The 23,672-nt window shown below is 72.2% G+C and carries 26 protein-coding genes; 9 read left to right on the top strand and 17 right to left on the bottom strand.

From position 1 onward, the window contains the following. Position 1 precedes the first annotated feature (1 nt). Together Air01nite_RS05510 and Air01nite_RS05505 are read right to left on the bottom strand one after the other, a co-directional pair. Complete coding sequence (locus Air01nite_RS05510) at positions 2 to 2,944, bottom strand: bifunctional [glutamine synthetase] adenylyltransferase/[glutamine synthetase]-adenylyl-L-tyrosine phosphorylase (protein WP_203700711.1); 2,943 nt, start codon at positions 2,942 to 2,944, stop codon at positions 2 to 4. 3 nt (positions 2,945 to 2,947) lie between these two features. Then, positions 2,948 to 3,709 carry a type 1 glutamine amidotransferase gene (locus tag Air01nite_RS05505; protein WP_203700710.1) on the bottom strand — a complete coding sequence of 254 codons (762 nt, stop codon included), beginning with the start codon at positions 3,707 to 3,709 and terminating at the stop codon, positions 2,948 to 2,950. 79 nt (positions 3,710 to 3,788) lie between these two features. Between Air01nite_RS05505 and Air01nite_RS05500 the strand changes: the two genes are divergently transcribed. After that, positions 3,789 to 4,664 carry a S66 peptidase family protein gene (locus tag Air01nite_RS05500; protein ID WP_203700901.1) on the top strand — a complete coding sequence of 292 codons (876 nt, stop codon included), beginning with the start codon at positions 3,789 to 3,791 and terminating at the stop codon, positions 4,662 to 4,664. A 120-nt stretch (positions 4,665 to 4,784) separates the two neighbouring features. On the opposite strand, the gene Air01nite_RS05495 is transcribed toward Air01nite_RS05500, so the two are convergent. The 6 genes from Air01nite_RS05495 to glnA form a co-directional block, all read right to left on the bottom strand. Next, complete coding sequence (locus Air01nite_RS05495) at positions 4,785 to 5,210, bottom strand: DUF350 domain-containing protein (RefSeq protein WP_203700709.1); 426 nt, start codon at positions 5,208 to 5,210, stop codon at positions 4,785 to 4,787. A gap of 148 nt (positions 5,211 to 5,358) precedes the next feature. Beyond that, positions 5,359 to 5,970: a response regulator transcription factor gene (locus Air01nite_RS05490; protein ID WP_203700708.1), complete on the bottom strand. Its 612-nt coding sequence runs from the start codon at positions 5,968 to 5,970 to the stop codon at positions 5,359 to 5,361. Further along, the gene (locus Air01nite_RS05485; protein WP_203700707.1) at positions 5,967 to 7,175 is read right to left on the bottom strand and encodes a sensor histidine kinase; all 1,209 of its coding nucleotides are present in this window, start codon (positions 7,173 to 7,175) and stop codon (positions 5,967 to 5,969) included. The genes Air01nite_RS05490 and Air01nite_RS05485 overlap by 4 nt, the downstream gene beginning before the upstream one ends. A gap of 21 nt (positions 7,176 to 7,196) precedes the next feature. After that, complete coding sequence (locus Air01nite_RS05480; protein ID WP_203700706.1) at positions 7,197 to 7,982, bottom strand: ABC transporter permease; 786 nt, start codon at positions 7,980 to 7,982, stop codon at positions 7,197 to 7,199. Then, entirely contained in the window at positions 7,979 to 8,920 is a 942-nt protein-coding gene (locus tag Air01nite_RS05475; protein WP_425546824.1) for an ABC transporter ATP-binding protein, read from the bottom strand. The genes Air01nite_RS05480 and Air01nite_RS05475 overlap by 4 nt, the downstream gene beginning before the upstream one ends. A 109-nt stretch (positions 8,921 to 9,029) precedes the next feature. After that, a complete protein-coding gene (gene glnA / locus Air01nite_RS05470; RefSeq protein WP_203700704.1) occupies positions 9,030 to 10,382 on the bottom strand; it encodes a type I glutamate--ammonia ligase in 1,353 nt (450 codons plus the stop codon). A gap of 78 nt (positions 10,383 to 10,460) precedes the next feature. On the opposite strand from glnA, the gene Air01nite_RS05465 reads away from it, so the two are divergent. Continuing rightward, the gene (locus Air01nite_RS05465; protein ID WP_373310325.1) at positions 10,461 to 12,329 is read left to right on the top strand and encodes an NAD+ synthase; all 1,869 of its coding nucleotides are present in this window, start codon (positions 10,461 to 10,463) and stop codon (positions 12,327 to 12,329) included. A gap of 20 nt (positions 12,330 to 12,349) precedes the next feature. Here the strand turns inward: Air01nite_RS05465 and Air01nite_RS05460 are convergent, their stop codons facing one another. After that, positions 12,350 to 12,715 (bottom strand): Mth938-like domain-containing protein, encoded by a 366-nt coding sequence (locus tag Air01nite_RS05460; RefSeq protein WP_203700702.1) that lies wholly within the window; start codon positions 12,713 to 12,715, stop codon positions 12,350 to 12,352. A 345-nt stretch (positions 12,716 to 13,060) separates the two neighbouring features. On the opposite strand from Air01nite_RS05460, the gene panB reads away from it, so the two are divergent. Further along, positions 13,061 to 13,891, top strand: coding sequence for a 3-methyl-2-oxobutanoate hydroxymethyltransferase (gene panB / locus Air01nite_RS05455; protein ID WP_203700701.1), 831 nt, complete (start codon positions 13,061 to 13,063; stop codon positions 13,889 to 13,891). On the opposite strand, the gene Air01nite_RS05450 is transcribed toward panB, so the two are convergent. The 5 genes from Air01nite_RS05450 to Air01nite_RS05430 all read right to left on the bottom strand — a co-directional run bounded on the left by Air01nite_RS05450 (position 13,874) and on the right by Air01nite_RS05430 (position 17,882). Further along, positions 13,874 to 14,587, bottom strand: coding sequence for a helical backbone metal receptor (locus tag Air01nite_RS05450; protein WP_203700900.1), 714 nt, complete (start codon positions 14,585 to 14,587; stop codon positions 13,874 to 13,876). The two genes, panB and Air01nite_RS05450, sit on opposite strands and share 18 nt — an antisense overlap. 26 nt (positions 14,588 to 14,613) lie before the next feature. After that, positions 14,614 to 15,306, bottom strand: coding sequence for an NADPH-dependent F420 reductase (gene npdG / locus Air01nite_RS05445; protein WP_203700700.1), 693 nt, complete (start codon positions 15,304 to 15,306; stop codon positions 14,614 to 14,616). Positions 15,307 to 15,338: 32 nt separating this feature from the next. Beyond that, entirely contained in the window at positions 15,339 to 16,784 is a 1,446-nt protein-coding gene (locus tag Air01nite_RS05440) for an RNB domain-containing ribonuclease (protein ID WP_203700699.1), read from the bottom strand. 66 nt (positions 16,785 to 16,850) lie between these two features. Beyond that, entirely contained in the window at positions 16,851 to 17,591 is a 741-nt protein-coding gene (locus tag Air01nite_RS05435) for a histone H1-like repetitive region-containing protein (RefSeq protein ID WP_203700698.1), read from the bottom strand. A gap of 87 nt (positions 17,592 to 17,678) precedes the next feature. Further along, on the bottom strand, positions 17,679 to 17,882 hold the full coding sequence (locus tag Air01nite_RS05430) for a hypothetical protein (protein WP_203700697.1): 204 nt from the start codon (positions 17,880 to 17,882) through the stop codon (positions 17,679 to 17,681). Positions 17,883 to 18,051: 169 nt separating this feature from the next. Here Air01nite_RS05430 and Air01nite_RS05425 point away from each other — a divergent pair, with 169 nt between their 5' ends. The 4 genes from Air01nite_RS05425 to Air01nite_RS05410 all read left to right on the top strand — a co-directional run bounded on the left by Air01nite_RS05425 (position 18,052) and on the right by Air01nite_RS05410 (position 20,262). Then, positions 18,052 to 18,516, top strand: coding sequence for a MarR family winged helix-turn-helix transcriptional regulator (locus Air01nite_RS05425; RefSeq protein ID WP_203700696.1), 465 nt, complete (start codon positions 18,052 to 18,054; stop codon positions 18,514 to 18,516). A 42-nt stretch (positions 18,517 to 18,558) separates the two neighbouring features. Continuing rightward, a complete protein-coding gene (locus Air01nite_RS05420; RefSeq protein WP_203700695.1) occupies positions 18,559 to 18,873 on the top strand; it encodes a hypothetical protein in 315 nt (104 codons plus the stop codon). A 2-nt stretch (positions 18,874 to 18,875) separates the two neighbouring features. Then, positions 18,876 to 19,634 carry an aldo/keto reductase gene (locus tag Air01nite_RS05415; protein WP_239090510.1) on the top strand — a complete coding sequence of 253 codons (759 nt, stop codon included), beginning with the start codon at positions 18,876 to 18,878 and terminating at the stop codon, positions 19,632 to 19,634. A gap of 79 nt (positions 19,635 to 19,713) precedes the next feature. Next, the gene (locus Air01nite_RS05410; RefSeq protein WP_203700694.1) at positions 19,714 to 20,262 is read left to right on the top strand and encodes a dihydrofolate reductase family protein; all 549 of its coding nucleotides are present in this window, start codon (positions 19,714 to 19,716) and stop codon (positions 20,260 to 20,262) included. Here Air01nite_RS05410 and Air01nite_RS05405 read toward each other — a convergent pair. After that, positions 20,256 to 20,777: a hypothetical protein gene (locus tag Air01nite_RS05405; RefSeq protein ID WP_203700693.1), complete on the bottom strand. Its 522-nt coding sequence runs from the start codon at positions 20,775 to 20,777 to the stop codon at positions 20,256 to 20,258. The two genes, Air01nite_RS05410 and Air01nite_RS05405, sit on opposite strands and share 7 nt — an antisense overlap. Before the next feature lie 328 nt (positions 20,778 to 21,105). Between Air01nite_RS05405 and Air01nite_RS05400 the strand changes: the two genes are divergently transcribed. Together Air01nite_RS05400 and Air01nite_RS41515 are read left to right on the top strand one after the other, a co-directional pair. Then, positions 21,106 to 21,627: a hypothetical protein gene (locus Air01nite_RS05400; RefSeq protein ID WP_239090509.1), complete on the top strand. Its 522-nt coding sequence runs from the start codon at positions 21,106 to 21,108 to the stop codon at positions 21,625 to 21,627. A 93-nt stretch (positions 21,628 to 21,720) separates the two neighbouring features. Continuing rightward, on the top strand, positions 21,721 to 22,074 hold the full coding sequence (locus tag Air01nite_RS41515) for a CPCC family cysteine-rich protein (protein WP_203700692.1): 354 nt from the start codon (positions 21,721 to 21,723) through the stop codon (positions 22,072 to 22,074). A 77-nt stretch (positions 22,075 to 22,151) separates the two neighbouring features. Here the strand turns inward: Air01nite_RS41515 and Air01nite_RS05390 are convergent, their stop codons facing one another. Both Air01nite_RS05390 and Air01nite_RS05385 read right to left on the bottom strand, forming a co-directional pair. Next, a complete protein-coding gene (locus Air01nite_RS05390; RefSeq protein WP_203700691.1) occupies positions 22,152 to 22,598 on the bottom strand; it encodes a contact-dependent growth inhibition system immunity protein in 447 nt (148 codons plus the stop codon). 686 nt (positions 22,599 to 23,284) lie between these two features. After that, on the bottom strand, positions 23,285 to 23,672 hold a 388-nt coding region (locus Air01nite_RS05385; protein WP_203700690.1), incomplete at its 5' end, for a hypothetical protein.

Genomic DNA, 23,672 nt, shown 5'->3' with positions numbered 1-23,672 from the left:
CTCAGCCCTCCAACACGTGCTCCAATGCCGCCCGCGCCCGGCGCGCGGTGCGCAGGTAGTCGTCGAGGAACTCACCGGCGTCGTCGCGCCCGAGCAGCCGCACCACGCCGGCCAGCTCGACGCCGTGCCGGGGCAGCTGGTCGCCCGGCTTCCCCCGCACCAGGGTCAGCGCGTTGCGCACCCGTGCCGCCTGCTGCCACCCGGCGGCGAGCGCCGCGGCATCGGACGGGTCGACCAGCCCCTCGGCCTCCGCGGCGGCGATCGCGTCGACCGTCCGCGTGGTCCGCAACGGCGCGTGGGCACCCGCGTGCCGGAGCTGGAGCACCTGCGCCGCCCACTCCACGTCCGCGAGCCCGCCCCGGCCGAGCTTCACGTGCGTGGCCGGGTCGGCGCCGCGCGGCAGCCGCTCGTTCTCCACCCGGGCCTTGATCCGCCGGATCTCGATGTGCTGCTCGCGGGTCAGCCCGGCGGCCGGATAGCGCACCCGGTCGGCCATCGCCACGAACCGCTCCCCGAGCCCGACGTCGCCCGCCACCGGCCGGGCCCGCAGCAACGCCTGCGCCTCCCAGACCTGGGACCAGCGGGCGTAGTACTGCGCGTACGCGGCCAGGCTCCGCACCAACGGACCCTGCCGCCCCTCCGGCCGCAGGTCGGCGTCGACGCCCAGCGGCGGATCGGGCGCCGGCATGCCGAGCAGCCGGCGCAGCTCCTCCGCGACCGCGTGCGCCGCCGCGCTCGCGGCGTCGTCGGGCACACCGGGCGGAGGCTCGTACACGAAGAGCACGTCGGCGTCCGAGGAGAAGCTCATCTCCTCGCCGCCGAGCCGGCCCATCCCGATGATCGCGAAGGTGAGCCCTTCGGGCAGCGGATAGGCGCGCGCCGCCGCCCGCAGCGCCGCACCGAGCGTGGCATCGGCCACATCGGACAGTGCGGTGCCCACGCCGCGGACGTCCAGCACCGGCGAGGGCGCCAGCGAGCCGTGGCTGAGCGCGTCGGCGCAGGCGATCCGGAACAGCTCGCGCCGGCGCAGGCCGCGCACGGCGCGGATCGCGCCGGCCGGGTCGTCGTGCCGGTCGGACGCGGCGCCGAACCCGTCGCGGACCACCTCGGCCGGCCGGGGCGCCAGCTCCGCGTCCTCGGCCAGCAGCCGCAGCGCCTCCGGGTCGCGGGAGAGCAGGTCGGCCGCGTACCGGGACAGGCCCAGCACCCGGGCCAACCGCGTGGCCACCGGGCCCTCGTCGCGCAGCAGCCGCAGATACCAGGGCGTCGAGCCGAGGGTGTCGGACACCTGGCGGTAGCTGAGCAGCCCCCGGTCGGGCTCCGCCGCGTCGGCGAACTCCTGCAGCAGCACCGGCAGCAAGGTGCGCTGGATGGCCGCGGTGCGGGTCACGCCGCCGGTCAGCGCCTCCAGATGGCGCAGCGCGCCGCTCGGGTCGGCGAAACCGAGCACCTCGAGCTGGCGCCGCGCGGCCTCGGGGGTCAGCCGCAGCGCCTCGGCCGGCACCCGGGCGACCGCCTCGAGCAGCGGGCGGTAGAGCAGCTTGACGTGCAGCCGGCGGACCTCGCTGGCGTGGGCCACCCAGTCGGCCCGGAACTGCTCGACCGAGTCCTTCCCGGGCAGCGCGGTGTAGCCGAGCGACGAGGCCAGCCAGCGCAACCCCGCCGGGTCCGCCGGCACGGTGTGCGTACGCCGAAGTCCTTGCAGTTGCAGGCGGTGCTCGACGGTCCGCAGGAAGCGGTAACCACGCAGCAGCGCCTCGCCGTCGGCCCGCCCGACGTAGCCGCCGCTCACCAGTGCCCGCAGCGCCGGCATCGTCCCGGTGACCCGCAGCGTCTCGTCGGCCCGGCCGTGCACGAGCTGCAGGAGCTGCACCGCGAACTCGATGTCGCGCAGCCCGCCGGGCCCGCGCTTGATCTCCCGCTCGACGTCCCGCGGCGGCACGTTCTCGACGATCTTCCGGCGCATCGCGCGCACGTCCTCGACCGCCTCGGGCCGTTCGGCCGCGTGCCACACCAGCGGCGCGAGCGCGTCGATCCACTCCTGGGCCACGGCCGTGTCGCCAGCCGCCGGGCGCGCCTTGAGCAGCGCCTGGAACTCCCAGGTGCGGGCCCAGCGCTGGTAGTAGGCCTGGTGGCTGGCCAGCGTGCGGACCAGCGGGCCGCGGCTGCCCTCGGGCCGCAGCGCGGCGTCGACCGGCCAGGCGACCAGGCCGCAGATCTCGATCAACCGGGTCGCGATCGTCGTGCCGGCGACCAGGTCGTCGTCGGTCGCGGCCACGAAGATCACGTCGACGTCGGAGACGTAGTTGAGCTCGTTGCCGCCGCACTTCCCGAGCGCGACCACGCCCATCCGCGGCTGGGCACCGACCTCCTCGGCGGCGATCGCGTACGCGGCCCGCAGCGTCGCGTCGGCCAGCGCCGAGAGGGCCGCCATCGTCTGCTCCAGGCCGCGCCCGGCGGTCAGGTCCGCGGCGGCGATCTTCAGCAGTGCCAGCCGGTACGCGAGCCGTAGCGCGGCCACCGGGTTCCGCGCCTCGACGGGCTCGAGCTGCCCGGTCGCCTCCGGTGCGTGCCCGTTCTCGTTGCGCAGCGCCGTCCACTGTGCGGGGTTGGCGACCAGGTGGTCGCCGAGCGCGGACGACGCGCCCAGCACGGCGACGAGCCGGCGCCGCACGCCGTTGTCGACCAGCAGCGCGTCGACGAGCTCACCCCGGCCCCCGTCGGTCCGGTCCAGGGCCTCGGCCAGCCGGTGCAGCTGCCGCAGCGCGAGGTCGGGATCGGCGGCGCGGGAGAGCGCGGCGATCAGCCCGGCGGCCGGCTCACCGGACGGCTCCTGCGTGGCCGGATCCCAGAGCTGGAGCCCGCCGGGCCCGAGCAGCTCGCCGGCCCGGTCCCCGAACCCGAACCGGGCAAGCCGGTTCCGCTCGCTCGTCGGCCGGCTCATCGGTCACCGCCCGAGCAGTGGAAGCGTGGTCCGGGGCAGGTCCAGGTCGCCCTGCGCGAGTGAGGCGAACCGGATCGCGAACGGCTGCCAGACGTCCTCGAGGTCGGGCAGCACGGAGGCGCAGGCGCCGACCACCGCCTCCTCGGACAGGCCGAGCTCGGCGAGCTCGGTGGAACCGGCGGCCCAGTCGGCGATCATCTCGGAGTCGCACTCGATGTGGAACTGGAGGCCCCAGGCCCGCTCGCCCATCCGGAACGCCTGGTTGGGGTAGTACGTCGAGGCGGCGAGCAGCACCGCGCCCCGGGGCAGCTCGGTGATCTCGTCCTGGTGCCACTGCAGGACGTCGGGCGCGAGCGGCACCCAGCGGAACAGCGGGTCGGCCTCGGCGGCGTCCCGCTTGGCGACCAGGGCCGGGCCGATCTCGGGACCGGACGAGCTGCGCTCGACGGTGCCGGCGTGCGCGGTGGCGAGCAGCTGGGCGCCGAGGCAGATGGCCAGCGTCGGCAGGTTGGTGCGGACCGCCTTGCGCAGCAGGCCTTCGACCTTGGGCAGCCACCAGCCGTCGTACACCCCGTCGTCGTCGGGGTAGGCGCGCTGCTCGCCACCGAGCACCACGAACGCGTCGTACCCGCTCAGGTCGTCGGGCAGCTGGTCGTCGTCGTAGGGGCGGAGCACGTGCTGCTCGAGGCCACCCTCGGTCAACCAGTCACCCAACCGGCGCAGGTCGTCGGTGGGGTCGTTTTCGATCACGAGCGCGGTAGCCACGAGGTCGAGCCTATATGGGGGTTAGTCTTCGGTCGTGCACGCGATCAAGGCCCCGGCTCTGCGGCCCGGGGATGCCGTGATGCTGGTCTCACCGTCCGGGCCGACCCGGCCCGAGCGGCTGGTGCGGGGGCTCGAGTTGCTGGAGTCCTGGGGGCTGCGGGCGGTGCTGGGGCCCAACGCGTACGCGCGGGCCGGTTATCTGGCCGGCGCCGACGCGGCCCGCGCCGACGACCTCAACGCCGCGTTCGCGGACCCGGCGATCCGGGGTGTGCTCTGCACCCGCGGGGGCTACGGCGCGCAGCGGATGGTCGACGCGATCGACATGGCCGCGGTCCGCCACGACCCCAAGGTGGTCGCCGGCTTCTCGGACATCACGGCGTTGCAGTTCGCGCTCTGGCGCGGCGCGCGGCTGGCCGCGGTGCACGGCCCGGGCGTGGCCTGGAACGACGAGCGGACGCCGGCCGCCTCGGCGGAGTCGCTGCGGTCCGCGCTGATGACGACGGACCCGGTGACGATCGAGGCGGTCGAGACCGAGGACACCGCGGGGGTACGCGTGCCCGGCATCGCCGCCGGCCCCCTGCTCGGCGGCAACCTGTGCCTGATCACGGCCTCGATCGGCACCGCGGACATGCCCGACCTGTCGGGCGCGATCCTGCTGGTCGAGGAGGTGCAGGAGCCGCTGTACAAGATCGACCGGATGCTCACCCACCTCCGCCGCGCGGGCGCGCTGGACGGGCTGGCCGGGGTGGCGCTGGGCCAGTTCACGGACTGCTCCGACGACTGGGAAACGGGCCTGACCGCGATGCTCCTGGACCGCCTGGGCGACCTGGGCATCCCGGTCCTCGACGGCCTCCCGATCGGCCACGGCCCAGGCCAACTCAGCGTCCCGGTCGGCGCCCTGGCCACACTGGACGCCACAGAGGGCATCCTGTCGGTCGAAGCCGCCGTCGCCTGACTCCGCGCACGGCGGAAAGGAACGGTCCGTTGTCAACGCTTTCCGCATAAGAACGGTCCGTTCCAAACACCGGGCCGGTAGCCCGCCGGCAGCCCCGCGCGGTGGCGGCAGGCCGGGAGGTCAGGCGATGCAGGCCGCGACGATCAGGGCCACGCCGAAGTGGCTCGCGGCGCTGACGCGGGCCGCCGGGTGGGGCTGGTCCTCGCAGATGATCTCGCCGAGCTTGCCCGGTGTCAGCATGTCGAGCACCAGGAACGCCAGGCCCATCAGGACGATGCCGAGCAGTCCGAAGAGGACCGTCGAGGCCAGGCCCTTGCCGAACTCGTCATAGCTCGTCAGGATCGCCGTGAAGACGATGATCGCGATGCCGAGTTGGTTGGCCGACAGCAGCAGCGCGGCGTTGCTGTTGCGCTGCACCCAGATCAGCTCACGCAGGCGGCCCGGTGTCAGCATGTCGATCAGCACGAAGCCGGCGGCCATCAGGCCGATCCCGACCGCGCCGTAGACGATGCTGTGCCAGGCGCCGACGAACAGGTCCTCCAACATCGCGCACGTCCTCCAAGCAAGCCGAGCCTGGCTCGTCGATGCCACCCTGCGTGGCGTCGAAGGGACGATAGCGCGATCATGCAAACCGGGCTATGCCCGATCGGCTCGACCATCCGGCCGAGCCCAGCCCGATCGGCCGACACTCGTGTCACAGCCAGCCGTTCTGCTCCGCGATCCGCACGGCCTCGGCCCTGGTCCGGGAGCCGGTCTTGCCGATCGCGGCCGAGAGGTGGTTACGGACCGTGCCTTCCGAGAGGTGCACGGAGGCCGCCAGGTCCGCGACCGTGCCGCCGTCGCGGGCCGCGCGCAGCACGTCCGTCTCCCGAGCCGTGAGCGGGCTGCGGCCCGCCACCAGCGTCTCCGCCGCCAGCGACGGGTCGACCACCCGCAGCCCGGCGTGCACCCGCCGGACCGCCTCGGCCAACTGCCGCGCCGGCGTGTCCTTGACGACGAACCCGCTGGCACCGGCCTCCATCGCCCGCCGCAGATAGCCGGGTCGCCCGAACGTGGTCACCACCAGCACCCGGCAGTCGGGCACCGCCGACGCCAACGCCGCGGTCGCCTCGATCCCGTCGGCGCCGGGCATCTCCACGTCGAGCAGGGCGACATCCGGAACGGACCGCAGCGCCGCCTCGACCACCTCGTCGCCGCGGCCGACCTCGGCGACGACCTCCAGGTCGGGCTCCAGCGACAGCAGAGCGGCCAACGCGCCCCGCACCAGGGCCTGGTCGTCGGCGAGCAGCACCCGGATGGACGTCACGCGGGCACGCTGACCCGCAGCACGAAGCCGGACCCCTCGGCCCGGCCGACCGAGAGCTGCGCACCGTGCGCCGAGGCCCGCTCCCGCAGGCCGCGCAACCCCGAGCCACCACCTTCGGAGGCCACCGGCCCGCGCCCGTTGTCGGCGATCTCGACCTGGTCCGGGCGCACGGTGATCACGCAGCGGGTCGCGCCGCTGTGCCGGACCACGTTGGTCACGCCCTCGCGGATCGCCCAGCCGAACAGCGTGCCGCGCGGCTCCGGGATGTCGGCGACCGAGACCGGCAGCCGGGCCTCGATGCCCGCCGCCGACAGCGCGGACCGGGCGCTGGCCAACTCCTCGTCGAGGCACACCTCGCGATAGGCGCCGACCGTGCGCCGGATGTCCGCCAGCGCCTGCCGGGCCAGCTTCTCCAGGTCGTTGACCTCGGCCTCGGCCCGCTCCGGCGCGACCGGCAGCAGCCGGCCGGCCAGCTCGGCCTTGATGGCGATCACGGTCAGCGAGTGGCCGAGGATGTCGTGCAGGTCGCGGGCGGCGCGGGCGCGCTCCTCGGCGACCGCGAGCCGGGCGATCTCCTTGTTGGCGGCGGTCAGCCGCATGTTGTGGTCGATCATCCGGGTCACGCCGAACATCGCGAACGCGGCCAGCACGATCGAGAAGAACAGCCCGCTCTCGTGCCGCCACGACGGCACGAACATCGGCAGCAGCAACGGCTGGGCGGCGACCACCGCGACCACCGGCACCGCGGCCCGCGGCGGCAGCACCATGATCGCCGAGGCCGCGATGTAGACCAGGCCGACCATCCAGTCGCCGCCGGCGCCGGGGATCATCGCCAGGCCCAGCGCCAGGGTCGCGCCGAGCCAGGCCAGCCCCTCGCGCAACGGCGGCTGCCGCTGCTGCATGTGCACCCGGCGGGTCCAGAGGAACACCAGGATGTACGAGAGCCCGAACGCGACCAGCGCCGCGAGGCTGAACCACTTGGCGAAGCCGTTCGGCCGGTCGAGGATCGTGCCGAGCGGCTGGCCGAGGTAGAAGAGCCAGACCGCGCCCAGCAGCCAGCCGAACCCGCGCTGGAAGAACCGGCTCGGCCGCGGCATCCCCGGCCCGTACGTGTGCATCCCCGGCACGTTGGTCTGCCGCAGCCCCGCACGCGCCGACGCCGGCCCGGCCGGAGCCGGGCCGGTCGTCGGGGACGTGGCCGTCATGCCAGACACGCTAGCCGGGCTTCAGACCCGGGCGGTATCGCGGCGGAACAGCAGCGCGGCGCCGAGGCCGAAGACGGCCGTCCAGCCCACCACGTTGAGCACGGCCACCCAGCTGAAGTCGTGCGTGAGCGGGCTGCGGGCGATCGAGCCGACGCCGTACACCGGCGTGAACTTCGCGATCGTCTGCATCACGTGCGGCAGCACCTCCAGCGGCACGAACAGCCCGCCGAACAGCGCGAGCAGGGCCAGGATCGGGCCCATGAACTGCATCACGTTCTCCGCGGGCGCCAGGTAGCCGACGAACAGCCCGAGGGCGGCGAAGACCAGGGAGCCGAGCCAGGCGCCGAGGCCGGCCAGCAGCCAGACGTGGGCCGGCATCCGCACGCCGCCGATCCCGCCCACCACGAACTCCACGATCACCGATAGCAGGCTCAGCGAGAGCGCGGAGAGGACCTTGGTGGCCACGTACGCCGGTGGGCGCAGCGGGGTCAGCCGGAGCTGGCGGCTCCAGCCCTGTGCCCGCTCCACCGCGACCGCGCCACCCGTCGCCGTCGAGGCGGTCATGGCGCCGTACACGGCCAAACTGATCATGATGTACGCGATGGCCGCCGCGCTGTTGGCCTGGTCGATGTTCTGGCCCTTCTGGGGCAGGCCGAAGAGCAGGAAGAACACCGCCGGCATGACCAGGATGAAGAACAGGCTGCGGCGGTTGCGCAGCACGCGGCGGATCTCCAGGCTCAGGTAGGTCAGCGAGAAGCCGCCGAACGCGGGGCGCCGGTCGGTGCTCGGCAAGGTGGCGGCGGTCATCGCTGCGTCGTCCCTTCCAGGTCCAGGTCCTCGCCGCTGGTCAGCGCCAGGAAGGCGTCCTCGAGGTTCCGCGAGGTGATCTCCAGGTCGCGGGCGGGCGTCTGGGTGAGCAGGTAGCGGGCGATCGCGTCGGAGTCGTTCGTGTGCAGGAGCACGGTGTCGCCGCGCACCTCGGCCCGGTCGACGCCGGGCAGCGCGGCCAGCCGCACCTCGTCGGCGCCGGGCAGCGTCGCCCGCACCTGGCGGCCGGCGGCCAGGGCCTTGACCTCGCTGGCGGTGCCGTCCGCGACCACCTGGCCCTTGCGGATGAGGACGATGCGGTCCGCGTACGCGTCCGCCTCCTCCAGGTAATGGGTCGCGAACAGCACCGTGCGGCCGGCCTGGGCGTCGGCGCGGATGGCGTTCCAGAAGTCCCGCCGCCCCTCGACGTCCATCCCCGTGGTCGGCTCGTCCAGCACCATGAGGTCCGGATCGGGCAGCAGCGCCAGCGCGAACCGGAGTCGCTGCTGCTGGCCGCCGGAGCACTTGGCCACCCGGCGGTCGGCGATGTCGGTGATGCCGGCCCGCTCCAGCACCTCGGCCACCGGCCGCGTGCGGCTGAAGAACGAGGCGGTCATGCGTACCGTCTCGGCGACCGTCACGTCCTTGAGCAGGCCGCCGGTCTGCATCACGGCCGCGATCCGGCCACGGGCGATCGCGTCGGTGGGCGTGTGCCCGTACACCTCGACCGAACCCGCCGTGGGGCGGGCGAGGCCGAGCATCATGTCGATGGTCGTGGTCTTCCCGGCGCCGTTCGGGCCGAGGAACGCGACCACCTCACCTTGCTCGATCCGCAGGTCGAGCTGGTCCACCGCGGTCACCGCGCCGAACCGCTTGGTCAGACCCCGCATGAGTACGGCCGGAGTGCGGGTCCCCGTCTGCCCGCGCGCGGCGAGCACTGAGTTTGAAGGTGATGCGGCCGTTTGCATGCGTTCACTGTCTGGCGCGGCCCGCTCTTGATCGCGGGCCGCGCGTCACGAGGTCACCGTGACAAATGTCAGGGATGATCTAGAGGGCGCCGAGGTAGCGCTCGCGCTCGTAAGGGGTGACCTCGCGCCGGTACTGCTCCCACTCGGCCCGCTTGTTGCGCAGGAAGTAGTCGAAGACGTGCTCGCCCAGCACCTCGGCGACCAGCTCCGAGCCGGCCATCACGTCGATCGCCTCGGCCAGGTTCTCCGGCAGCGTCTCGTAGCCGGCGGCCTTGCGCTCGGCGTTGGACAGCGCCCAGACGTCGTCCTCGGCACCCGGCGGCAGCTCGTAGCCCTCCTCGATGCCCTTGAGGCCGGCACCGAGCATGACCGCGAAGGCCAGGTAGGGGTTGGCCGCGGAGTCGATCGAACGGACCTCGACCCGGGCGGAGTTGGGCTTGCCGTAGGCGGGCACCCGCACCAGGGCCGAGCGGTTGAGGTGACCCCAGCACACGTACGCCGGCGACTCGGTGATCCGGTCCGGCAGTGCCTGTGGGAACAGCCGCTTGTAGGAGTTGACCCACTGGTTGGTCACCGCGGTGTATTCGCGGGCGTGCACGAGCAGGCCGGCGATGAACGCGCGGGCGACCTTGGACAGCTTCATCGGGTCACTGGCGTCGTGGAACGCGTTGCGCTCGCCCTCGAACAGCGACAGGTGGGTGTGCATCCCGCTGCCCGGCTGGTCGGTGAACGGCTTGGGCATGAACGTCGCCTGGACGCCGTGGCTGAGCGCGACCTCCTTGACCACGTGCCGGAACGTCATCACGTTGTCGGCGGTGGTCAGCGCGTCCGCGTACCGCAGGTCGATCTCCTGCTGACCGGGCGCGACCTCGTGGTGGCTGAACTCGACCGAGATGCCGATCCGCTCCAGGGCGAGCACCGCCTGGCGGCGGAAGTCGCGGGCCACGGCGTGGGTGGTGTGGTCGAAGTAACCGCCGGCGTCGACCGGGACCGGCACCGAGCCGTCGTTGGGGCCGTCCTCGAGCAGGAAGAACTCGATCTCGGGGTGGGTGTAGAAGGTGAAGCCCTTCTCGGCCGCCCGGGACAGGGCCCGGCGCAGGACGTGCCGGGGGTCGGCCCAGGACGGGGTGCGGTCGGGCAGCAGGACGTCGCAGAACATCCGGGCGCTCTCGCCGCTGACGCCGCCCTCGAAGGGGAAGACCTGGAACGTCGTCGGGTCGGGCATGGCGATCATGTCGGACTCGAAGACCCGGGCGAAGCCCTCGATCGCGGAGCCGTCGAACCCGATGCCCTCGTCGAAGGCGGCCTCGAGCTCGGCCGGCGCGACCGAGACGCTCTTGAGCGTGCCGAGGACGTCGGTGAACCACAACCGGACAAACCGGATGTCACGCTCTTCCAGCGTACGGAGCACGAACTCCTGCTGACGATCCACGGCCAACCCCTTTGAGCTGCATGTGTGCTAGCCGACCAGTGTTGCTCGGTCTCGTTACGCCAACGTTACGGTAGGACGATGCCCGCCGATGCTCCGGGTTGGCGGTGCCCCGTGCCTTCTGGCGGTGGGTGGGAGGATTGGACCATGCCCACGTTGCGCATTGCGCTCGCACAGGTGAACCCGACCGTCGGCGACCTCACCGGGAACTCCGGGATCGTCCGGTCGACCACGCGCGCCGCCGTCGACGCGGGTTCCCGGCTCGTGGTCTTTCCCGAGATGATGCTCACCGGCTACCCGGTCGAGGACCTGGTCTTCCGGCAGTCGTTCCTGACCGCCTCCCGGGACGCCATCGAGCGGCTGGCCGCCGACCTCGACTCCGACGGCCTCGGCGACACCCCGGTGGTGGTCGGCTACCTCGACGCCGACGGCCCGCCGGCGGTCAACTCCGCCACCGACCCGAGCGCCGGCCCGCGCAACGCGCTGGCCGTGCTGCACCAGGGCCGGGTCGCGGCGCGCTACTTCAAGCACCACCTTCCCAACTACGGCGTCTTCGACGAGAACCGTTACTTCGTCCCTGGTGACACCTTCGTCGTGGTCCGCGTCGACGGCATCGACGTCGGCCTGACCATCTGCGAGGACATGTGGCAGACCGGCGGCCCGTTCGTGGCCGCCCGCCGGGCCGGTGTGAGCCTGGTGCTGACCGTCAACGGCTCGCCGTACGAGCTGCACAAGGACGACACCCGGCTGGCTCTGGTACGCAAGCGGGCCGCCGAGGCCGGCGCCACGGTCGCCTACCTCAACATGGTCGGCGGCCAGGACGAGCTGGTCTTCGACGGCGACTCGGTGATCGTCGAAGCCGACGGCGAGGTGCTGGCCCGCGGGCCGCAGATGGCCGAGCACCTGCTGGTCCACGACCTCGACCTGCCGCTTGGCCTGCTGCCCCCGCCGCCGTCGGTCCCGCCGGTCACCCCGCCGCTCCAGGGCGAGATGGGCGGCGAGGAGATGGGCATCGAGCGGGTGCACATCTCGGACCCGCGTCCTTTCCTGGCCGACGCGCCGGTGCTCGGTGGCCACGCCCCGCGGCTCTCCGACGAGGCGGAGGTCTGGCAGGCGCTGGTGCTGGGCCTGCGCGACTACGTCCGCAAGAACGGCTTCGGCAAGGTGGTCCTCGGCCTGTCGGGCGGCATCGACTCGGCGGTGGTCGCCGCGATCGCCGTCGACGCGCTCGGGCCGCACGACGTGATCGGCGTGTCGATGCCGAGCCACCACTCGTCGGCACACTCGCGCGACGACGCCGCCGAGATGGCCAAGCGCACGGGCCTCGAGCTGCGGCTCCACGAGATCCAGCCGATGGTCGACAGCTTCCTGGCGACGATGTCGCTGTCGGGCCTCGCCCTGGAGAACCTCCAGGCCCGGGTCCGCGGCGTGATCCTGATGTCGATCTCCAACCAGGAGGGCCCGCTGGTCCTGACCACGGGCAACAAGAGCGAGCTGTCGGTCGGCTACTCCACGCTGTACGGCGACTCGGTGGGCGGCTTCAACCCGCTCAAGGACGTCCCGAAGACACTGGTCTGGAAACTGGCGCGCTGGCGCAACGACGAGGCGCTGCGCACGGGCGAGGAGCCGCCGATCCCGGAGAACTCGATCTCCAAGCCACCGAGCGCGGAGCTGCGCCCGGGCCAGCTCGACAGCGACTCCCTGCCGGACTACCCGGAGCTGGACGCGATCCTGCTGTCCTACGTCGACGGCGACAAGGGCCGCGCGGACCTGGTCGCCGAGGGCCACGACCCGGCCCTGGTCGACCGGGTGCTACGCCTGGTCGACCTGGCGGAATACAAACGCCGCCAGGCAGCCCCCGGCACCAAGATCTCCATCAAGGCCTTCGGCCGCGACCGCCGCCTCCCGATCACCAACCGCTGGCGCGAAACAAGTCCGTCACAAGGGTAGAAACTCTTGCGCTCGTCAGCTCAGCAGGTCGAGTGGAAAAGGCCACCCACCGGCGTGGTCGCCACCAACTCGTTGTAGGTGGCCACGGCCTCCCGCGTCTGCGCCACGTGCACGGCCACTCCCTGCTCTGCCAGCCAGGCAAGCGCCTCCGGCGTCACCTCGAGCACCATGTCCATCCCGCGAGACAGCACCACCGTGGTGGCACCCGCGGCCACCAACTCAGCCACATCGGCCGTCTGTATCCCCGGACGGTGCCGGGTGCCCGTCTCGTTCCAGTCCCAGGCCCTGCCGCCACCGGGGTAAAGCTTCGCGTCCTTCAGCGTGCCGAGGCCTTCCACTTCGATGCGTCCCCACTCGATGTTCAGAATCCGCGGCGCCTTGCTCATATCTCTCAATCACCCACCTGGCGCAGAACGGCTTCGGTCGTGCCAACAGCTCGCGTGTCTAACGGTATTCAGTTCGTCAGAGCCGAGCGAATTCCCGCGAAGACGGACTATCCCTCATCCAGACCTCTCGCCGCGTGGCCGCGGCAGGGCGCGGGCGCCAGCCCGTCCCGCCGCCCAGTCGGTCTGTAGCCCCTTCGTGCTGCGTGCTTCCGCTCGGCGGCGCGCAAAGTTGATCCGGGTGTGAAAGATTCCACGCTCGTCTCTCCCCCGGCCGGGTCCGGTGGGACCATCGGAGGGTGCCCAGGGACCGCATCGGTGCGGCCTTGAGGCGAGAGGAGAGCTGCGATGTCGGAGCAACCGTCCCTCTACGGCGGGCCCCCCACCCGCCGCGTTCGCACCCGGGAGCTGATCGCCGCCAAGGAGCGCGGTGAGAAGTGGCCCATGCTGACCGCGTACGACCAGTACACGGCCGCCATTTTCGACGAGGCCGGCATTCCCGTGCTGCTCGTCGGTGACTCGGCCGCCAACAACGTCTTCGGCTACGAGACCACCCTGTCCGTGACCGCCGACGAGCTGCTGCCGCTCGTGCGGGCCGTCGTCCGGGCCACCAAGCGCGCCCTGGTCGTCGGTGACCTGCCGTTCGGGTCCTACGAGGAAGGGCCCACCCAGGCTCTGCGGACGGCCGTGCGGTTCATGAAGGAGGGCGGCTGCCACGCCGTCAAGTTGGAGGGTGGGCGGCGGACCGCCGCGCAGATCGAGGCGATCACGGCGGCCGGGATCCCGGTCATGGCGCACGTCGGGTTCACGCCGCAGAGTGAGCACACGCTCGGCGGCTACCGGGTGCAGGGCCGGGGCGACGCCGCCGAGGAGGTGATCGCCGACGCGCACGCGGTGGCCGAGGCCGGTGCCTTCGCCGTGGTGCTGGAGATGGTGCCCGCGCACGTCGCCAAGCGGATCACCAACGAGATCGCGGTGCCGACCATCGGCATCGGTGCCGGGCCCGAGACCGACGCCCAGGTGCTGGTCTGGCAGGACATGGTGGGCCTGCGCACGGGCAAGCTGCCGAGGTTCGTCAAGCGGTACGCCGACCTGCACGGCACCCTGCTGGAGGCCGCGACGCAATTCGGCGACGAGGTCCGCGGCGGGCAGTTCCCCAGCTCAGAGCACAGCTTCTAGCCGCGCCCGGGCGTCCGCCAGCGACGGGCCGTACCAGGTCAGGTGCCGCCCGCTGACCAGCGCGTACGGCAGCCCGGGGAATGCCTCCGGTCCGTCGTCCGCGGTGAACGCGTACGGCTCGTCCGGCAGCACGACCAGGTCCGCGCCCGCCGCTCGCAGCTCCGCGAGCGGCGGGCGCGGATACCGTTCCGCCGCGGTCGCGTAGACGTTGTCCACGCCGAGCCGGGCGAGCAGGTCGCCGGCGAACGTGTCCGCGCCGAGCACCACCCAGGGGCGCCGCCAGACCGGGATCACCGCGCGGCGGCGTACCCCCGTGAAAGGCTCTGACCAGGACGCGCGCGCGGACCGCAACCATGGTGGTTCCGCGCTGCCGAGCGCCGCCAGCAGGCGTTCCAGCGACGTGAACGCCGACTCCAAGGTCCGCGGATAGGTCACCCAGACCGGCACGCCCGCCGCCCGCAGCGCCGCGACGTCCTCCCGGCGGTTCTCCTCGGCATTGGCCAGCACGAGATCGGGTACGGCCGCCCGCACCCTGTCCAGATCGGGATACTTCGTCCCACCGACCCGCAGCACGTCGAGCCCGGCCGGCTCCACGCACCAGTCCGTGGCGCCGACCAGCGCGTCCGGCACGGTCAGGGCGACCGCCTCGGTCAGCGACGGCACCAGCGAGACGACCCGGCGCGGCGGGCCGGGCAGCGGGACGGGCGTGCCGAGGTCGTCGTTCAGACGTCGGTCACCCGGAGCCCGGCGTGCGCCTTGTAGCGGCGGTTGATCGCGATCAGGTTGGCGGTCAGCGCCTCGACCTGGTGTGCGTTGCGCAGCCGGCCGGCGTAGATGCCGCGCATGCCGGGGATCCGCGCCGCCAGCGCCGCCACGACGCCGGCGAGGTGACGGTCCTCGGCGCAGATCAGCACGTCGAGCTCCATCTTCTCGACGGCCGGGTCGGCCAGCAGCGGCGCGCTCACGTGGTTGAACGCGGCGGCCACCGTCGACTCGGGCAGCAGCGCCGCCGCCTGCTGCGCGGCGCTGCCCTCCTCGACGTGCAGCGGGAACGGGCCGTGGCTGTCGAAGCCCAGCGGGTTGACGCAGTCGACGACCAGCTTGCCGGCCAGCGGGTGGCGCAGCGCGGTCACGGTGTCGCGGTGGCCGGCCCACGGCACCGCGATGATCGTCAGGTCGGCGGCCGCGGCCACGTCGGCGTTGGCGCCGCCCTCGACCGGGCGGGTGACGCCGGGCAGTGCGGAGATCTCGGCCGCCGAGGCGGTCGCGCGGGCCTCCTGGCGCGACCCGATCAGCACCGGCTGGCCGGCTCGGGCGAGCCGGTAGGCCAGGCCGCGGCCCTGGTCACCGGTGCCGCCGATGATGGCGACGGTCAGGCCGGACACGTCCGGGAGCGCGCTGGGGTCGTAGGCCATGCACGCATCGTCGCAAAAGATCGCCCGCGGCGTCACTTCCGCTGGAACTGGACCGTCCGTTTGACCGGGTCGGCGGTGACCAGGGTCACCCGGACCCGCTCGCCGAGCGGCAGCTCACCCGTGCAGCGGGCGCGGACCGGCGGGTCGTCGAGGGCGACGGTGCCGCCCGCCTGGCGACCGTCGGCCGGGTTGGCCGGCGCCGGGGCCGTGCGGCGGGGCGAGTCGACGTCGACCACCGCCGCGTCGAACTCCTCGCCGATGCGGTCCTGGAGCAGCACGGCCTCGGTGAGGTCGACGGCGCCGCGGGCGGCCGCGCCGGCCACCCGGTCGGTCCCGCTCATCACCTTGGGCAGCTTCGGCAGGCTCGCCCGGGCCCACTCCGGGGCCTCCTGGCCGCTCGTGAGGGCCAGGCACACCTCGGTGGCGTACCGGTCCGCCAGACGCCGCAGCGGCGCCGTCACGTGGGCGTACGGTGCCGCCACGCCACCGTGCCCCGGCTGCTCCGGCAGGTCGCCGTCGAAGGCCGTGTAGCCGGCGCCGCGCATGAGCTCGGCGGCCTGGTCGAGGAAGGCGGCGCCGCGCGGGTCGGCCGCGTCGACGGCGGCGATCACCCTCCCCACGGGCTCGCCGGCCGGCCAGGCGATGCCGAGCGCGTGCGCGGCGGCGCGCAGCCGCTCGACCGCGGCCTCCTCGGGCGCCGGCATCGTGCGCAGCAGGCCGACCCGGCCAGCGAGCATGATCCCGGCGGCGGCCACGCCGGTCAGCAGCGAGATCTGCGCGTTGTGCTCCTCGGCCGGCAGCGGCGCCCGCAGCACCAGGCGGTAGCCGGCGCCGTCGCGTTCGATCTCCTGTTCGGGCAGCGGCAGGTTGATCGCGCCGCGGTCGAGGCCGCGCTCGGTGAGCAGCGTGCCGATCTCGGGCAGCAGGGCGACCGGCTCGGCCGCGGTGCCGGCGGCGAACTGGGCCTGCACGGTGTCGTAGTCGAGTTGCGCGCGGCTGCGTACCAACGCCCGTTCGAGACTGACCTCGGTGGTTTCGCCGGTCGCGTCGAGGTCGATGGTCCAGAGCACGGCGGCTCTGGTGCGGTCCGGGAGGAGGCTGGCGGCGCCCTCGCTGAGCGCGACAGGGTGCAGCGGGACATTGCCGTCCGGCAGGTAGATCGTCTGGCCGCGGCGCCAGGTCTCGGCCTCCAGCGCGCCGCCCGGGCGCACGAAAGCCGCCACATCGGCGATCGCGTAGTGGACGCGGTAGCCAGTTGGGCGGCGGGACAGGCACATCGCCTGGTCGAGGTCGCGGGAACCGATCGGGTCGATCGTGACGAACGGGATGTCGGTGCGGTCCGGCCGGTCCGTCAGCTCTGTTTTCGCGGCCTCGTCCGCCTCGCGCTGCGCCTCGGGCGGGAACCTGCCGGGCAGGTCCAGCTCGCGGCGCAGCGCGGCGAAGTCGAAGTGGGGCGCTCGGATGCGTCGGGTCACCACCGGTACTTCATACCAGCATCCGAGCGCCCCGCTTCGGGTCGTACTTTCTGCTTATATTTCGGACTGCTATCGCGCGGACCGGCGTGCGGTCGACTTGCGCGGGCTCGCTGCCTTGCGGACCGTGCTCTTGCGGGCCGTGGTGGTCCGCTTGGCCGCCGTCTTGCGGGCGGTCGTGGTCTTCTTGGCGGCGGTCCGCTTCGCGGGCGCCTTCTTGGCTGCGGCCCGCTTCGCCGGCGCGCGCTTCGCGGCCGTCTTGGCGGTGGTCGCCCGCTTGGTGGCCGTCTTCCGAGCCGCGGAGGTCTTCTTCGCGGTGGTCTTCTTGGCCGCGGTCTTCTTGGCGGTGGCCCGCTTCGCGGGAGCCTTGGTGGCCGCCTTACGCGCCGTGGGGCGCGTCGTGGTCTTCTTGGCCGCGGTCTTGCGGGCCGTGGTGGTCTTGCGCGCGGTGGCCTTCTTGGCCGTGGTGCGCTTCGCGGTGGTCCGCTTGGCCACTGTCCGCTTGGTGGCGGTCGTCCGCTTCGCGGTGGTCCGCTTGGCGGCCGTCGCCCGCTTGGCGGTCGTGGTGCGCTTGGCGGCGGTGGTCTTCCGAGCGGTGGTCTTCTTCGCCGTCGCCCGTTTCGCGGGCGCCTTCTTGGCGGTGGCCTTGCTGGTGACCGTCCTGCGCGCCGGCGTCTGAGCCGAAACGGTCTTCCGGGCCGTGGACGATGCGCGGGAAGCCGCGCTCGTGCGCTTAGCCGTGGTGGTCCTGGCCGCCGCCGCGCGTTTCGCGGTCGCGGCCCTGGGTGTCTTGGCCTTCGACGCTTCGGCCATGGTGGTTTCCTCCTTGCGAGACGTGCGTCGGGTCCGGCTCCGTCGCGGAGACCGCGGAGCTGCTCGCCGTGACGGTTGCCGCGGCGCCTACCTCTCCTCCCCTGCCCAGCGGCGGTCCTCCTCGTCCCACACCTGGTTGCGCTCCTGCACGGTTTGCAGGGCGTTCTCGGCGTCGGACCTGGACCGGTAGGGACCGAGGACGTACCTGGCGGGGCACACGTCAGCTTCGGTCTCGACCCTGTGGTGACGGGTGCACCAGAAGTACTCCGTCCCACGTCCGCTGTCGCTCATGGGATCACTGTGCACCGCAAAACGGCCAAGCGCCACCGTTTCACACAAAAAGAGGGGTCGCATCCACTGTAGACCCGCTTCGCCGGGTGCGGACTGAATCGCCGTGGCGTGTCCCCGGACGCGTGACGGGGCGCGATTTCGGCTCGCGCAGCGCCTGTAACATACAGTCATGAACGCGGACGAGTCCGTAATCGGCCGGATCGAGACCGAGGTCGCGCTGCTGATGCGCTTCGGCGAAGCGACCCGCCGGGCCATCCCGGTCGAGGCACACCGGTCCCTCGACCGGGCCGCGTACGTGATCCTGCGGCACCTCGACGAGGCCGGCCCGCAGAACGTCTCCGCGCTCGCCGCCCGCCTCAACCTCGACGGCTCGACCGTGACGCGGCAGGTCGGTGCCATGGAGCGCGACGGGCTGATCGCCCGCGAGGCGGACCCGAGCGACGGCCGGGGCACGGTCGTCTCGGCCACCGAGGCGGGCCTGCGCCGGATGTCGGTGGTACGCGGTGCGCGTGCCGAGGTCTACGAAGAGATGCTGGCGGACTGGTCCGACCACGACCGGGCGGAGCTGGCGACCCTGCTGGCGCGGCTCAACGAGGCCTTGTCGGCACGCAGCCGGGCGCGCCGCCGGTCCTGACGCACTGTGGACGGTTTTGCTCAGCGGGGCATACTGCCACGCATGACTGCCTCGCTGACGCTGATCGCCGCGGACGGTTCGGAGACCGCCGACCCGGAACCCGCCCAGATCGCGGCCGCCGTGCGCGCGCTGACCATCGACAACTGGTTCGTCATCCTCGAGCGCTTCGAGGACACCTTCCTACAGGTGGCGGTCAAGGCCGACCATTTCGCCCTGGAGCGGCGTGCGGGCGGTGACGAGACTCAGGAGGGTACGTCGGTCGGCACTCTCGACGAGGTGGTTACGACATTTCAGGCGTACGCCCGGCAGGACCCGGCGTGGGCGTCGCCGTTCACCTGGGCCCGCGTCAAGCTGTAGGTATGCGGGAGATCCAGATCGCGCCCGGCGTGGCGATGCCGATGATCGGCCTGGGCACGGCGGGCCTGCACGGATCGGGCGGCGAGCGGGCGGTGCGCGGCGCGCTGGACCTCGGATATCGCCTGATCGACACGGCGACGGCCTACGGGAACGAGCAGGAGGTCGGCGCCGCGCTGCGATCGTCTGGGGTCCGCGCCTTCGTGACCACGAAGCTGCGCCCGGAGGACGCGGGCCGCGAGCCGGCCGTGCTGGCGGCGAGCCTGCGCGCGCTGGGCGTGGACCGGATCGACCTGTGGCTCATCCACTGGCCCGTCGCGGGCGGCGCGGGAGTGCCGTCGTGGCAGGCGATGTTGGCGGCGCGGGACGAGGGCCTGGTGCGGGCGGTCGGGGTGTCCAACTATTCGCCGTCACAGGTTGATTCGCTCATCGCGGCGACCGGCGAGGCGCCGGCGGTCAACCAGATCCCGTGGAGCCCGGCGCTGCACTCCCCTTCGTTGCTGGCGGCGTTCGCCTCCCGGGGCGTCGTGGTCGAGGGCTACAGCCCGTTGCGGCGCACGGCGCTCGACCATCCTGCTCTGCGCGCGGTGGCCGCCGCGCACGGCGTACCCGTGTCGGAAGTGGTCATCGCCTGGCACCTGGCCCATGACGTGGTCGCGATCCCGCGCTCGGCGGACCCGTCCCGGCAGCGCAGCAACCTGGCCGCGGCGTCGCTGAACCTCTCCCCCGACGAAATCGCGGCCATCGACGCGATCGGCCCCTGAGTTTCTTGTCGAAGACTGTCCGGCGGCTCCGACGTTCCCCGCGACGGACATTCTCTGCTTGGAACGAGGGAGGCCCTTGATGGGCAAGGTTGTTCTCGACGTGTCGATGTCTCTGGACGGCTTCGCCACCGGGCCGCGGGTCCGGCCCGAGTCGCCGATGGGTGATGGCGGTGAACGCCTGCACGACTGGATGTCGACCGACGTCGAGGTGCGGGAATCGGTCGACGCGCGCGTGGGTGCGGCGGTCGTCGGGCGGCGGACGTTCGATCTGGGCCTGGGCATGTGGGGTGGCACGCCGTGGCCGGGCGTGCCGACCTTCGTGGTCACGCACCGGCCCGAGGCGGACTTCGTGGGCTCCAACGGCGGGGCGTTCGCCTTCGACGGGCTGGCGCCGGCGGTCCAGCGGGCCCGGGAGGCCGCGGGCGACAAGGACGTCCTGGTGCTGGGCGTGGACGTGTCGCGGCAACTGCTGGGCTCGGGCCTGCTGGACGAGGTGCACCTGCACCTGGTGCCGGTGCTCCTGGGCGCGGGTGCTCCGCTGTTCGCCGGCGTGCGGGCGGAACTGCTGCCGCTGGGCGCGCCCGTCGGCGGCGCGGCCACGCACGTCCGCTACCGGGTTGCTCAGTAGTGTTCCGGCGGTGACAGCGGCCGCAGCGGCAGAACGTCGCGCTGGTCGTCCTCCGGGTCGCCGTAGCCGAACCAGGTGATGTGGCCGTGGTCGGGGTCGACGACCGTCAGGCGCTGCCAGTGCCCCGCGACGCTCCAGCTCGGCATGCCCCACGCGAGATTCCAGTCGCCGGCATGCACCGGGCCGTTGTCGGCGGCCTGCAGCAGGCCGAGGTACTCGTGGGTCCAGCGGGCGGCCCACGCATCGTCGTCCAGGCTGGTCTCCCGGACGCGCCGCGCATGGCCGGCGGTCAGCGGCGGCAACGGTGAGCGGTACCGGGCGGTGCGGGCGTAGTAGACGCCCTGATTCCTCGCCCGCTGCACCCCCAACAACACGACCTGGTCGGCTTGACGCAGCAGAAGCCGTCGGCCGGCCGTCACCTCCATGCGCAGCGCGGGCCGCGCCGGCCGCTTCGCGACGCAGGCCAAGCCCACCCAGTGGCCACCCAGCGACGCAGGCAACGGGGTGCGTGTCACGCCATCATCGTACGACCGGCGCCTCGCGTCTTGAAGTTCGTCAGGCTTAGGCTCCGGCGTGTGGAGGGGATCGGCTGGTTGGTGTTCTGTCCCTGCTTGTTCGCCGTGCTGATGGCGTTCCTCGCGACCGTGGTCATCCTCGTGCACACCAAGCCTCAGGATCGCCGCCGGCGGTAGCTGTCCCCGGATGCGACCGTCGAGAGCTCTGGTCGCGCCATGCGACACGTGACGTCGCCGCGATGGACCCGTTCCAGAAAGGCGAGCTCGCCCGCTTCAGAGAGCGGATATCGGATGGCGCGGCGTGCACCTTGTGGTCCATGGTTCGGGCGTGATCGTCATCCAGCGGGTACGCGTGCGGTGGAGCGCGGCGGAGCGAGGCGCGCCGGAGGCGGACGCCCGCCGAGGACTCAACCGGCCCGCGACGCTTCCCGCGCCGCTGCCCGCGGGCGAGGTCGTGGCCCATGACGTCCTGGCCGATGCGGCCGCCGCCTATGCACGCCGCGAAGACGTAGTGACCGGCGGCCCGACCATCGCCGAGAGCCTTGCCCTATCGCTCACCGTCGACGGGTCGGCGGTGACCGTCGAGCGCCTGCCCGGCAGGGCGGCGTTCCCTCGGAGCGAAATGTCGACCCGCCTGTTCACTCTCACTCACGGGCAGGTCGGCCGGTACAGGGCCAACTTCCGGTTCTGGTCCACCCACTGCGCGTGCGACCCGAGCTGGCATTACGAGGATTGGGTGATCCATGTCAGCAACGGCGATGTCGCACCCGACCGGTTCCTGCGAGGCGCACCGGACCGCGACGTCGACAACCGTGTCCATCTTTACGGCGGCTCCGGCCGCCGAGGGTGACGGGCGAGTCAGCCAGTACATCGGACTCTGATGACTCGCGGGTGAAGCCGGGATCGGCGTGGCCAAGTGGATCGACAACAAGAGGTGCAGGGAATGCACGAGCATGCCGGTAAGCCGGGCGGGCGGTCCGCAGAGGAAGTCGAGCGCCGCACCAGGTGGGCTGAGCAGTACATCGAGGCGTTGTGCCTGCGATCTGTTGTGGCCGAGACGGGCAGCGGACCGTACGCGTGTCCGTGCTGCCAGTATCCGACGCTTGACGGGCGAGGTCAGTTCCAGATGTGCTTCGTCTGCGGATGGGAAGACGACGGGCAGGATGACGAAGACGCTGACACGGTGCGGGGCGGTCCCAACGGTCCGATCAGTCTGACGGAGGCACGTCATGCCTATGCCAAGCGACAAGCCCGTTGGGAGCGCAGACGGCGCCGATCGAGACCAGAAACAGGTTGACGGGCTTGGCCACAGCCGGTCCCTTCCGCGCACTCATAGCGCGCATCGCGGGTCGTGAACACGATTTGTCACACAGGTCATGAGACCGGACGCGCTGGTAGCCCGCGTACGAATCTAGCGGCGGCACGGCGGAGGTCTGCGTTGGCGTCGTCGGATAGCGGCATCGTGCGAACTACGTCAGCGAGACGATCTCGGTGGCGTTCTGCGCCTCGCCAGTCCTCGGCGTCGAGCCGCAGCACGTTGTGCAGTAGATCGCCGGGGAAGTAGTCGCCCTCGGCCAGGGGATCGTCGAGCAGGACAGCGACGGCGATCGGTAGGAGGATCGGTACGCCGATGCGCTGACCGAGCATGACGCGCAGATCTTCAGTGGTGAACTGGTCCACCGGTTTCCGCCCGAGTTCCGTGCAGCGTCGAACGAGGTAGGAGGCGTCCGGACCAGGGTCCGCCTGTCGAACTCGTTCAAACTCCTCAACCGTTGTCGGGTGCGGGACGCCTGGGGGCGGTCGTCGCGGCGGTCGGGCCATGGTCGAAGTGTGCCTCAGGTAGGGGTTGAGCCGACGCGTCGCCGGAGTTCGGGCTTGTGGGCTTTGAATCGGGCGATGGGTCGGGTGGTGGTACGGGCGACCTCGGCGACCAGGCCGAGGTCGTAGTGGATGCGCCAGGTGGTCTTCGACGGTCAGGGTGCGGCCGGCGTGGTTGATACCGGCCTGGATGCGCTGGCTGGCGATCATGCGGGATCAGCGGCTGGACACGCGCCGTGACGCTGCAAGTCGGTCGCGCCGGTTGCCGCGACGTTTCTGGTCCATAGCCGGAGTGCGCGGTGCCGGACAGACTGCGGCTGGGTTCGGGAGTCTTTGAGGGTCGCGAGCGTGCTGGTCAGGGCGGTCGCGGGGTACCCGGTCTCGAGCCACCGTAGAGCCAGCCCTGCCCAGTAATCGCTCCGGGATTCAACGGCGAACCGCAACAGTGCGGGGACGAAAGACTCGTCCGCTTGAGCTTCGGCAAAAGCTCCGGTCACCTCGTCCGGCGGCCTCTCCAGCAGCGGCAACAGCCAGAGCAGGCGGTCCTCCGCAGGTTGGACGGGATGGTTGGGGCCCCACATGATCCATCCCCCGGCGGAGTCGAGGCCGAGTGTCAACCCTTGGTCGTTGACCAGGATGACCGGTCGGCGGTCGCCATGGCTCTCGAATCGGCCCGTCACCGCCACGCCTCAGGATCGCCGTCCGCGGTAGGTGTCACCGGGTGCGACCGTCGACAGCTCGCTACCCACACCGTCCCGCAACGACACCAGCGGTGGCCGGCGGGACGACCACACCACCACCAGGCGGCCGTGGTACGGGACCGGGCGGTGGCGACCGGCGATGACCGCCTCCGCGACCGACGGGCCGACCAGCAGCATCGACGAGCGGATCCACCGCGAGCCCAACGGTAGCCAGCTGCCCTTGTCGCGCACGACCGACGACCCGCCGGTTAGCTCGAAGCCGCCGGCCGGCAACCCGCCCCGCGCCCGGTCGAACTCGTCTGTCGACCATGGACCGCCCGAGCTGCCGCCACCGCCGCCGAGGAGGCGCCAGCCGACGGGCTCCCGTACCAGCAAG

Source organism: Asanoa iriomotensis, assembly GCF_016862515.1.
GTDB classification, from domain to species: domain Bacteria; phylum Actinomycetota; class Actinomycetes; order Mycobacteriales; family Micromonosporaceae; genus Asanoa; species Asanoa iriomotensis.
Note: the sequence above shows the minus strand (reverse complement) of the source record. Positions and strands in the feature narration are given on the sequence as shown.